The 11792-nt window shown below is 48.1% G+C and carries 9 protein-coding genes and 1 pseudogene; 9 read left to right on the top strand and 1 reads right to left on the bottom strand.

Going from position 1 to position 11792, the window contains the following annotated elements:
- Position 1 precedes the first annotated feature (1 nt).
- Positions 2-1936 carry a sigma 54-interacting transcriptional regulator gene (locus BM091_RS00045; protein ID WP_093392434.1) on the bottom strand — a complete coding sequence of 645 codons (1935 nt, stop codon included), beginning with the start codon at positions 1934-1936 and terminating at the stop codon, positions 2-4.
- Positions 1937-2239: 303 nt separating this feature from the next.
- Between BM091_RS00045 and tcuA the strand changes: the two genes are divergently transcribed.
- The 9 genes and pseudogenes from tcuA to BM091_RS00005 all read left to right on the top strand — a co-directional run.
- Entirely contained in the window at positions 2240-3658 is a 1419-nt protein-coding gene (tcuA, locus tag BM091_RS00040; protein ID WP_093392432.1) for an FAD-dependent tricarballylate dehydrogenase TcuA, read from the top strand.
- Complete coding sequence (tcuB, locus tag BM091_RS00035; RefSeq protein ID WP_093392431.1) at positions 3630-4724, top strand: tricarballylate utilization 4Fe-4S protein TcuB; 1095 nt, start codon at positions 3630-3632, stop codon at positions 4722-4724. Before tcuA ends, tcuB begins: the two co-directional genes overlap by 29 nt.
- Positions 4725-4861: 137 nt before the next feature.
- On the top strand, positions 4862-5242 hold the full coding sequence (locus BM091_RS00030) for a hypothetical protein (RefSeq protein WP_093392429.1): 381 nt from the start codon (positions 4862-4864) through the stop codon (positions 5240-5242).
- A 75-nt stretch (positions 5243-5317) separates the two neighbouring features.
- A complete protein-coding gene (locus BM091_RS00025; RefSeq protein WP_093392428.1) occupies positions 5318-6400 on the top strand; it encodes a Bug family tripartite tricarboxylate transporter substrate binding protein in 1083 nt (360 codons plus the stop codon).
- A 77-nt stretch (positions 6401-6477) separates the two neighbouring features.
- The gene (locus BM091_RS00020) at positions 6478-7980 is read left to right on the top strand and encodes a tripartite tricarboxylate transporter permease (RefSeq protein WP_218148760.1); all 1503 of its coding nucleotides are present in this window, start codon (positions 6478-6480) and stop codon (positions 7978-7980) included.
- Positions 7961-8434: a hypothetical protein gene (locus BM091_RS13685; RefSeq protein ID WP_143083070.1), complete on the top strand. Its 474-nt coding sequence runs from the start codon at positions 7961-7963 to the stop codon at positions 8432-8434. Before BM091_RS00020 ends, BM091_RS13685 begins: the two co-directional genes overlap by 20 nt.
- Before the next feature lie 20 nt (positions 8435-8454).
- Complete coding sequence (gene acnA, locus BM091_RS00015) at positions 8455-11103, top strand: aconitate hydratase AcnA (protein ID WP_093392426.1); 2649 nt, start codon at positions 8455-8457, stop codon at positions 11101-11103.
- Positions 11104-11282: 179 nt separating this feature from the next.
- A complete protein-coding gene (locus BM091_RS00010) occupies positions 11283-11555 on the top strand; it encodes a 4Fe-4S dicluster domain-containing protein (protein WP_093392425.1) in 273 nt (90 codons plus the stop codon).
- Positions 11556-11571: 16 nt separating this feature from the next.
- Positions 11572-11792 (top strand): annotated as a pseudogene (locus BM091_RS00005) (hypothetical protein); the annotation flags it as partial.

The following is an 11792-nucleotide window of genomic DNA, read 5'->3' as shown; positions in this document are numbered from 1 at the left end:
GCTATTCGCACTGGATTCCAAACAGCTTTATTTTTCTCCAGAGTGTGGTTCGGCTTATTCCAAGCTGGCGGGCGGCGAGAGTACGGTTCCAGCGACACTGTTCCAGAGTGTTCCTTATGAGTGCTTTCTCAATTTCGTTCTTTTTAGCATCTATTATCGAATGAGTGGATAGGGGAGGGGAACATGCTTCTGGGCCGGTTAGGGGGCGGTCTGAATCAGAGGCCATTAGCTCGTTTACCAGCTTTTCGACACCTTGATTTTTCAGTGGTAGGTTGCTTGTTAATACAAGCCTTTCCGCAAAGTTCCTTAGCTGGCGGACATTGCCGGGCCATGAGTAACGCATAAGGCGATCTAATAAATGTGGCGGAAGTGTAACAGCCTTCAAACCATACTGCTTCGCCGTTACATGAATGAAATGTTCCAGAAGTACCAGGATGTCTTCAGGCCTTTGCCTGAGTGGCGGGATCTCGATTTTCAGAACATTAAGCCTGAAGAAAAGGTCGCTTCTGAAGGTCCCGTTTTTTACCACATCCATCAAGTCGCGTGACGAAGCCGCTACTACCCGAACATCGATGGGTATTTTGCGGTCTCCACCGATTCTTATTACTTCTTTTTCCTGTAAGATTCTCAGTAGTCTAATTTGTACCTGTTGAGGCGTGCTGTCGATTTCATCAAGAAAGATCGTGCCCCTGTGCGCCATTTCAAATCGACCAGCCTTACCTCCTTTGCGTGATCCCGTAAATGCTCCCTCTTCGTAGCCGAAAAGTTCGCTTTCAAGAAGGCTTTCAGGGAGTGCCGCGCAATTTACGGTGACAAAGGGACCCTTCTTTCTGGAACTGCTGTTATGGATACTGTGTGCAAAAAGCTCTTTTCCTGTGCCGGTTTCGCCCACAAGTAAAACCGTTGAGTCGGTCATGGCGAATTGTTTTGCCGTTTCAACGACATCGTTCATAAGGGAGCTTGCGTATATTATGTCCGAAAAGTTATACTTTGCTACCAGACCTCGAGCCAGAACTCTTCGTACGGCTTTTTCGGCTTCCAGGACTTCTCCTATTTCTTTAAAGAAATATATTCCGCCTACGACTTCATCGTCATTGAAAATCGGTATGCGGCTGACGAGGTATTTTTGACCTTCGATTTCCTCGATAACGTCCATTATGGCCTGACCTTCAGCCAGAGGTCTGAGAAATCTCCTGGAAGGAAAGATATCGAGGAGAGAGTAACCTTCTGTTATTTTCCCCGAAAATATTCTACGAGCTACACGGTTAGCAGCAGAAATTGTCCCTTTTACATCGACGGCTATTATACCCTCGGAAGCGGCATCGAGAATACCCTGATAGTGAGAAGCCAGAGTGCGGTAAGCACGGTTGGATATGGCTACCGATCGGGCATTTTCAATGGCGGCTCGAACTTCCTCGTGTGATACAGCTATTTCCACAAAGGGAAGACCTACCGCTTGGGCTGCTTCTCGCGTACGGTTACCGCCCAGTGCCACCGAGCATCCCTGCTGTTTACCCCATTCGACAGATCGGAAAAGGCTCTTTTTGTCTGTATAATAGCCCTGTACTATTTCAATATTTAGAAGCTTGGATAATGTACCCAAGTCTATCAGATCATCCCCGAAACAAGGCAGGAGAACCTTCCTGCCGTATGCAGAGGCTTTTCGAAGACTTGCTATCAATTCCACAGTAAAGTGAGGCAAGGATACAATCGGAACTTTCAGGTGCTGGCGCAGTAAGTGCGCTGTTCCACGCCGGCTTATAATAGCTTCTACGCCCTGCCTTATCATTTTTTGCCCTTCTTCCAGGGCATCGTCCAGGCTCTTCCCTGAAATCAGGAAGTCTATGTCCTCGTATTCTTCCCTGACATCAAGAATAGCTTTCATGAGAGAGTCACTGGAAGCAAAGACTCCTAATTTTAGGGGCTTTTGTTTCATGGCATGTCACCTTATCATAACGAAGTGTTTCGTGAATGAAACATAACATTAACACTAATATCACATATGTCGTGAGACTTGCAATGCCTGGAAGAGGCCACTTCCCTTTTGGCATCAGGAAAGCCCGTAGCGGCCTGGTAGGTGCGACTTTTGTGTGTACTCCTGCCCTAAAGTAAGAATTTAATTTTTTGCTATTGTAGGATTTTCACATCTTTTAGGCACAAAAATTGAAACTATCTTTCTTTTGCAACCACAGATAAGCCCTGGTTTCATAGATTGTCTGACCTGATCTGAGGATACAAAGTGACTCATCGTCCTTTTGAAACGAAAAATTATGACGTAATTGTTGCAGGCGGTGGCAACGCAGCATTATGTGCCGCCATGACCGCTAGAGAAGCGGGTGCGGATGTTTTGTTATTGGAAAGTGCACCGGGATGGTGCCGTGGTGGCAATAGTCGGCATACACGAAATATTCGGTATGTCCATGCGAGTGCTAATGATTACCTGACTGGTCCGTACTCAGAAGAGGAGTTTTTTGAGGATTTGATGGCCGTAACAGGTGGGCATACCGATGAGGAACTCGCACGATTGACCATAAAGCGTTCGAGGGACCTGGGCCGATGGATGGAAGCTCATGGTTGTCGTTTTCAGCCAGCCATGCGGGGAACTCTGCATTTATCAAGGACAAACGCCTTCTTTCTGGGAGGTGGTAAGGCTCTTGTTAATGCATATTACAGGAAGGCCCGGCAGCTGGGGGTTGAAATCCTGACCTGTGCTGAAGCAGTGGATTTGGAAATAGAAGATGGTCTTTTCAGACGGCTTCATGTGAGGATAGATAATCTGGTACGGCCAATTGAAGCTCGAAGTCTGGTTGTTGCCACAGGGGGATTTCAGGCCAATAAGGAATGGATAAAGGAATACTGGGGCGAGGCGGCAGATCGCTTTGTCATTCGGGGCACACCTTACAATAGAGGGCGTATGCTGAAGGCACTTCTAAAACATGGTGCCGTGCCCGTTGGTGATCCGACACAGTGCCATGCCGTTGCGGTGGATGCGCGGGCCCCCGAATTCGACGGTGGTATCGTCACAAGACTGGATTGTATCACCTTCGGCATTGTGGTTAACAGGGAGGCTAAGCGTTTTTATGATGAGGGTGAAGATTTCTGGCCGAAGAGATACGCCATCTGGGGTAGGCTTGTAGCTCAGCAACCCGATCAGATTGCCTACGCGATCATCGACGCCAAAGCTCTGGATCTTTTTATGCCTTCGGTGTTTCCACCGATTACGGCAGAAACGGTTGAAAATCTGGGTGAAAAGCTGGGTATAGATCCCAAAGCTCTAAAATTGACTGTAGATCAGTTTAACGCTGCCGTGGAAGAAAGGGATTTCGATCCTGCGCGATTGGATAATTGTGTGGCCCGAGGTATTTCTCCGCCCAAAAGTCACTGGGCCCGAAGAATCGATAGACCACCTTTCTACGCCTATCCTCTGCGGCCTGGAATTACCTTTACTTACTTGGGGGTTAAGGTTGACGCTTCGGCTCGCGTGGTTGGTCCTGACGGACCTTTTCCCAATATTTTTGCCGCTGGAGAAATCATGGCGGGGAATATTCTTGGACGCGGCTATCTTGCAGGGTTTGGCATGACCATAGGCACCGTTTTTGGGATAGAAGCCGGAAAGGAAGCGGTCAGGTATGTTATCCGATCCTTACAAAGAAGCTGAAAGGGTGCTTACCATTTGTAATGCTTGCCGTTACTGCGAAGGGTTTTGTGCCGTGTTTCCGGCCATGGAACTCAGGAGAACCTTCTCGCGTGAGGATATCATATATCTAGCCAACCTTTGTCATAACTGTCGCGATTGTTATTATGCCTGTCAGTATGCTCCTCCTCATCCTTTTAATGTGAACTTTCCCAGAGTTATGGCACAATTGCGAATGACCACTTATAAAAGCTGTGTGTGGCCTTCGTGGACCGGATTTTTTTTGGGGAAATGGGGAGTACTTTTATCGATATCTGTTGTTGTGGCCTCTATTGCCTTTTTCGGGTTGTTGGGATTTATTTGGGGAAACACCCCTGAATCTCTTGATACAAAGGCTGGTCTATTTTATTCCGTAGTTCCCTATCCGTTGATAATCCTATTGTTCTCCCTCCTTGCAATGTGGGCTATTTTTGGAATTGTAAAGGGTGTAAGGAACCTATGGGCGGCTATGGGTGGCTCTGCCGGGGCCTGGAACTCGCTGACATTACATGCAAGAGCACTGAAAAATGCCTTGACTCTAGAATTTTTGGGAGGCCGTGGAGTAGGGTGTAATTACCCGGCTGAAGAGTTCTCCATGAAAAGGCGCTACCTTCACCATGCCGTTTTTTACGGCTTCTTACTTTGTTTTGGGGCGACTACCGCAGCTTTTTATTACCATCACGTTCTCGGTATTGCCGGTCCCTATTCCTGGTTCAGCTTACCCGTGGTTCTCGGAACAGTCGGAGGCTTTGCAATTTTGGTTGGAACATCGGGGCTCGTCTATCTGAAATACCGCATTGACAGCAATCCTTCCGATCGAAAATCCACGATCCATGACCTGTTCATGCTTGCTCTGCTTTTTCTGATTGCCTTTAGCGGTATATTTTTGCTTTTGCTGAGGGGTACTGTGCTCATGGGTTTGTTACTGACGGTTCATTTAGGCTTGGTAGCGGGTCTTTTTTTCCTGACTCCCTGTAGTAAATTCATTCACGGGATCTATCGGTACGCTGCTCTTTTAAAAAACGCTGAAGAGTTCCCAAAAGGCTTCTAGCCATTTTTCTTTGAGATGTTGTTTCAGGGTGATTGTCGAATATGATGCCCCTTAACGGGGGTGTCCGGGGTTGTTTCTGGGAGATGTAAAACCATAGGTTGATGGAGGGAGTTCCAAAAATCACGGAGGAGGGTCTTATGAAGCGAGCAATTATTGGGGGATTGGTTTTGCTTTTGTGCACCCTGTCAATGGCCTTTGCTGACGTTAAATTTTGGGTCGAACCAGCGCAGGTTAAGTTAGGCAAAAAAGTAGAGGTTCGGCTTAAGGGATCGGGATTCTCTCCCGGTCAGGAGCTGGCAATACTTTTCGTGGCTGACGATGGTGTGATTACAGACATCAGTTTTGCCTTGGACAAAACTCCCATTGCAGATGATAAAGGTAACTGGGAAGTGGTGTGGGACTGCAGCCGTTTCATATCAAAGAAGATCATCAGGGCCGGGAGTTATACTCTTAAGGTCACGGATCCCGACTACAGTGTGCTTGCCGAGACTGTGGTTACTTTTACGGAGGCGCAATAAAAAGGTGGATTTTATCAATACCTGGTAAGCGTCGCGTGAAGTGGGTGAACCTTAGCATGAGAAAAGGAGGAAGGCATGTGTAAGAAAAAGGTCTGGGCATTGGTTGTTGCTTTTATCACAGCCTTTGGACTGGTTACTTCAGCAAATGCTGAAGTCGATTTCTCCGGGAAGACGATTAAGTGGATTATACCGTTCAGCGTAGGTGGAGGAAGTGACGTGTGGGCACGCCTTTACGCCCCTTACCTTCAAAAGTACCTGCCCGGCAATCCGACAATAGTTATCAAGAACATGCCCGGTGGAGGAAGCATCGTTGGTGCGAACTACTTTCACGAACGGGCACGTCCGGACGGGCTAACAATCTTCGGATCTTCGGGTTCCACCACCTTTCCCTATCTTCTTGGAAACAGTAAGGTGAAGTACGATTTCTCAAAGTATCATATTGTCTTAGCTTCAAGTACGGGCGGTGTTGTGTACATCAACCCCGATCTGGGTGTTAAGTCAGCGGCAGATCTCAAAGGGTTTAAGAAAGAGTTGGTGTATGCTTCTCAGGGTGTTACCTCTCTGGATCTGGTTCCACTGCTGGCTTTCGACATGCTCGGTCTAAACGTTAAAGCGGTATTCGGCTACAAAGGTCGAGGAGCTGGCCGGGTTGCTTTCGAACAGGGAGAAGTCAACATAGATTATCAGACTTCCACAGCATACATAGAAAACGTGCGACCTCTGGTGGAGATGAAAAAGGCTATTCCTTTGATGACCTGGGGCGTACTGGATGAGGAAGGTAACATCGTCCGTGATCCCATTGAACCGGACCTTCCCTGCTTCCCCGAAGTTTACGAGATGGTACACGGGAAAAAACCTTCTGGCCCCGCCTGGGAAGCCTGGAAAGCCTTCTTTGTGGCGGGATTTGCAGTACAGAAAGCAGTGTGGTTGCCTGAAAAGACTCCGGCGGAGATTGTGGCAGTCTGGCGGGAGGCGGCTAAGAAGACGATAGAGGATCCCGAGTTCCAGAAGGTCATTGAAAAAAACCTTGGTGGTTACAAGCAGTATTACGGGGAGAAGGCGGCGAAGGCTTTTCAGTCGGTACTGGATGTTCCTCCGGAAAGCAAAGCCTGGGTTCTCAAGTGGATCAAAGACAAGTACGGTGTTACCGTGGATTAAGGACTTCGAGCCGTTGCTGAGAAGTTAGAATAATTGCTGTGTTTTAAAACTCGCCTGCGCTTCCTGGAGATTTGCCAATGGATCTGATGCTAGAGACCTTCTTGAGATTGTTTGAGCCCACACATCTGGCAATGCTTATAACTGGTGTAATTGTGGGACTGTGTGTTGGTATCCTTCCCGGGCTCGGCGGCATTGTGGGAATGACAATTTTGCTGCCCATAATATACGGAATGGAGCCTGATGTGGCCTTTCCTCTACTCATTGGTATGGTTGCGGTTATTCCAACCTCAGACACCTTCCCATCTGTGATGATGGGCATTCCGGGGTCCTCCGCTTCTCAGGCAACCATTATGGACGGATATCCGTTGGCTAAAAAAGGTGAAGCGGCGAGGGCCCTAGGTGCTGCCTTTACTGCTTCGCTAATTGGCGGGCTATTCGGAGCCACGGTTTTGAGCATCATAATTCCGGTAGCCCGCCCTCTGGTGCTTGCCTTTGGTTCTCCCGAGCTGTTCATGCTGGCGGTGCTCGGCATGTCCATGGTGGGTGTTCTCTCGGGAGATAATGCACTTAAAGGCGTACTTGCAGCTGGATTCGGTGTGATGCTCGGAACTGTAGGTGACGCTCCGGCAGTAGCCGAATATAGGTATACTTTCGGAATCGATTACTTGATGGACGGTGTTCCACTGGTGGTTGTGGGCCTGGGGCTTTTTGCATTTCCTGAAATTATTGATTTGCTTATTCAGGGACGCTCCATTGCCGAGGTGGAAAGCCTCGGTAAAGGCTGGCTGGACGGTGTAAAAGATACGCTTAAAAACAAACTCATTGTTCTCCGGTGTAGCATTATTGGAGTTATCGTCGGTTTCATTCCCGGCCTGGGCGGCTCTGTAGTGGACTGGATTGCTTACGGGCACATAATCCAGACCACGAGAGATAGGGAAAATTTTGGAAAAGGTGATATTCGGGGTGTAATTGCCCCGGAAAGTGCCAACAATGCCAAAGAAGGCGGCGGCCTCATTCCCACCTTTCTCTTCGGTATTCCCGGATCCGGTTCCATGGCTGTGTTCCTCGGCGGACTCTTGATTCTCGGAATTCAACCGGGACCGGCGATGGTAACGGAGCATGTGGATCTAATTTACACGGCCGTGTGGAGTCTGGCTCTGGCTAATGTCTTTGGAGCGGGCCTGAGTATTCTTCTCTCCAAGCCTATCACCCGACTGACAATTGTTCCGTTCTCGTATCTAGCTCCGTTTATGATCCTTATCATCACCTTTGCCTCTTATCAGGCAACCCGGAGTTGGGGGGATCTCATTTCTCTGCTCGTTTTGGGAATAATGGGATGGCTAATGAAGCGTTATGGATGGTCTAGACCTGCCACTCTTATTGGTTATGTTCTGTCACGTAATCTGGAAACCTACCTGTTTATTTCCGTCCAGAGATACGGTCTGGATTGGGTGAAAAGACCTGGTGTGGTGATACTCGCCGTGATTATCGGCATATGTATTTATCTTAGCATACGCTTTAAGCCGAAGAGAAGGTCAAAAGATAGAGGCGGTATAGAACATGAAACTGCAAAAGCTTGATGCCGGACTGTTTTTTTCACTCTTTTTTGTTCTGTGCTTTACTTACGGGGTAGTGGACGCTTTGTCGTACGACTTTCTTGCCAGGATTTTCCCTCTTTACGTAAGTGGTTTTCTTTTGATTGTGGCTTTAATTGCCCTCTTTATGGATCTTCGTAGAATCTTGGGCGGAAAGACCGTGTCGGTCTCCAAAGAAGCCGATTCCTCGATTGTATGGATGCGTTTTGCTAAATACCTGGGCATCATAATTGCCATTTATCTGGGTATCTGGATTTTAGGGTATCCCCTTGCCATGTCTTTGAGTATCCTGCTTTTTTATCGGTATGAAACCAGAGTAGGTTGGCTACTGTCATTCATTGCAGGAGCTGCCGGTTTCGGTTTTCTGTTGATTGCTTCGTCCTTATTACAAATGGACTGGCCCGAGGGATTAATCACACTCCCATGGTTGATGAGATAAGAAGGAGGAACAAGGAGAGTATGAATGTGAGAACGCAGATTGAGAAGGATGGTGAAGTCTTTGAATTTATCGATCTAAAAGGATTATGTGGAGATCGCCTGAATCATCTTCCCTATTCAATACGAATTCTGCTGGAAAACCTTCTGCGACGGCAGGACGGAAAGCTTGTCAAGGAGCATCACATTGAAAAGCTTGTTAACTGGAAAGGTGAATACAAAGAACCGGTGGAGATTCCCTTTTTCCCCACCCGGGTGCTGATGCAGGATTTTACGGGTGTGCCCGCTGTAGCCGATCTTGCAGCTATGCGTGATGCGATGCTTCGTTTGGGTAAAGATCCTGGAGTTGTGAACCCTATGGTGCCGGTGGATTTAGTGGCCGACCATTCCGTTCAGGTGGATTTTTACGGCACCGCGGATGCCTTTATGTATAATACCCTTAGAGAGTATGAGAGGAACAAGGAACGCTATAGGTTCCTTAAGTGGGCACAGAAAAGTTTCGACAATTTTCGCATGATCCCGCCCGGGTCCGGAATCTGTCATCAAATTAACCTCGAATACCTTAGCAAGGTTTTCTGGCATAGTCGAAAAAACGGAAGGGTGCTCTGCTTTCCCGACAGCGTTGTGGGACTCGATTCGCACACGACCATGGTCAACGGGATTGGCGTACTGGGGTGGGGGGTTGGCGGAATTGAGGCGGAAGCCGTTCTGTTGGGCCAGCCCTGTTTCATGACAATTCCTCAGGTTATCGGCGTTCGGCTGGTGGGTAAACTGCCAGAGGGCACCACTGCCACGGATCTCGTTCTCAGGATAACGAGGATATTAAGGGACTACGGAGTAGTTGAAAAATTCGTCGAGTTTTTTGGGCCAGCCCTGAAAGATTTGCCCGTTCCCACACGAACAACTATTGCCAACATGAGTCCGGAATACGGTGCAACGGTGGGCTTTTTCCCGGTGGACAGGAAGGTTGTTGAATTTTTGTATCTTACAGGTCGAAGACGTGAGGCGTTGATTACAGAACGGGTGGCTCCGGCGATGGGGCTCTATTACACCGGCGAAGAAAATCCGGAATACAGTGATGTGATAGAGGTGGATCTTTCTGCGACCAGAATTGCGGTAGCAGGGCCTTCCAGGCCTATGGATCGTGTTGAACTTCCCGAGCTAAAGAAAAAGTTTGCCGAAATCCTGGGTAAAGATCACCCTAAAAGAGCTGTTTCGGTCCATATCAGAGGGGAAACCGTTGAAATTTCCGACGGTAGTGTGGTTATAGCTGCCATCACCTCATGCACTAACACTTCTAATCCTCAAGTTCTTATTGGAGCTGCATTGCTTGCTCGGAACGCCGTAAAAAAGGGCCTGAAAGTTCCAGGTTATGTGAAGACTTCTTTTGCGCCAGGCTCCAGAGTTGTAATCAGTTATCTCCATAACTCCGGCCTTTTGCCTTATCTCGAGGCATTGGGATTTCACGCCGTGGCCTACGGCTGTACCACCTGTATCGGAAATTCCGGGCCGCTTCACCCGGAAGTGGAAAAAGCCGTCGAAAAGCATAATCTAAACGTGGTTGCCGTCCTTTCAGGTAACCGGAATTTTGAGGCAAGAATTCATCAGAAGGTGAAGTCCAATTTCTTAGCTTCCCCAGTGATGGTAGTGGCTTTTGCGCTGGCGGGCAGAGTGGATATAGACTTTGAGCAGGAACCACTTGGTATGGATCCAAACGGTATGCCTGTTTACCTCGCTGACATACTCCCTGACGACTCAGAGATAGATAAACTGGTCAGGCAGCATATTATATCAGAGCTTTATGAGGAAAATTATAAGCATATAGTAGATGGTGACGAATTGTGGAAAAATCTATCGGTTGAAGAGAGCGTTACTTACCCCTGGGATCCAAAATCCACCTACATACAGCGACCCCCCTTTTTTGATGATTTCTCACTGGAGGTACCTGAGTTGCAGGACATTCGAGGGGCCAGGGTGTTGCTATGGCTTGGCGATTCCGTTACGACCGATCATATCTCACCTGCGGGTGCTATTCCTGAAGACTATCCTGCTGGTCAGTTCCTGAAATCCTTTGGCATTACTCCAGACAGATTCAACAGTTATGGAGCCAGGCGAGGAAATCATGAAGTAATGATGAGAGGGACTTTTTCCAACATTCGAATTCGAAATAAACTGGTTTCAGAATCAGGCGGGTTTACGGTTAAGTTTCCCGAAAAAAAGAAAATGTTTGTTTTTGATGCTGCCGAGGCTTATAGGCGGGAAGGGGTTCCTCTTATCGTGCTGGGTGGGAAAGAATATGGCACCGGCTCTTCCAGAGACTGGGCGGCTAAAGGGCCAAAACTTCTTGGTGTTAAAGCAGTAATAGCACAGTCTTTTGAAAGAATTCACAGGAGCAATCTGATCGGAATGGGAATTTTACCCTTACAATTTGAAGAAGGTCAGTCTGCCGAGTCCCTGGGGCTTGATGGCACCGAAGAGTACCACATTTTGGGTGTTAACGACATCAAACCGAGAAAAAAGCTGATGGTAAAAGCTATTTCAGACGGCAAAGAAAAAACCTTTTATGTGGTGGCTCGTTTGGATACCGATGTTGAAGTGGATTATTACAGGAACGGAGGTATCCTCAACTACGTGTTGAGAAAAATTGCCGTAACAGATTGTCAGCAACTTTAAGGCTTGTGGGGTTTTAAAGATAATTTCCGGGTCAGAATCCAAAAACACGATCTTTAAGAACGGGAGTGACCTAGGGTTGAGAATTGTCGGTTGGCTAAAATGCGGAAGCAAGGGTTTCGGATTTATGCGGGTTTGTTGCAAGTCTTGTAGATGGATCCGACTGCTACAGGTGGTGTGATATGGGAGAGAAGCGAAGGGATGATCAGACGGTGGGGCAGGGGGTTAAGAAGGGTCGCAGGCAGTATGAGATTGATATTTTTCGTGCCTGGTGCAAGTCCTGTGGTATTTGTGCTGCCTTTTGTCCTGTGCAGTGCATAGAGATGGATGAGGAGGGGAATCCTCAGGTTGTGGCGTCTGAGAAGTGTACGGGCTGTGGGTGGTGTGAGACGCACTGTCCGGATTTTGCCATAAGCGTGCGGCCCAGAAAAGAGAATCAGCTGGAAGCGGTGTAGAAGGTTGTGAAACGTTATGCCGAAGGGGAGTGATGAGGTAGTGACCGGAGAGATGGGACGACCTGTTTTGTTGCAGGGTAATGAGGCCATAGTGGAGGGTGCTCTTGCTGCCGGGTGCAGGTTTTTTGCGGGGTATCCTATAACGCCGGCTACTGAGATAAGTGAGGCGATGGCCGTCAGGCTTCCTGCTCTTGGTGGTACTTTTATACAGATGGAGGATGAGATAGCCAGTCTTGG

The organism is Thermodesulforhabdus norvegica, from assembly GCF_900114975.1.
Lineage (GTDB): Bacteria > Desulfobacterota > Syntrophobacteria > Syntrophobacterales > Thermodesulforhabdaceae > Thermodesulforhabdus > Thermodesulforhabdus norvegica.
Note: the sequence above shows the minus strand (reverse complement) of the source record. Positions and strands in the feature narration are given on the sequence as shown.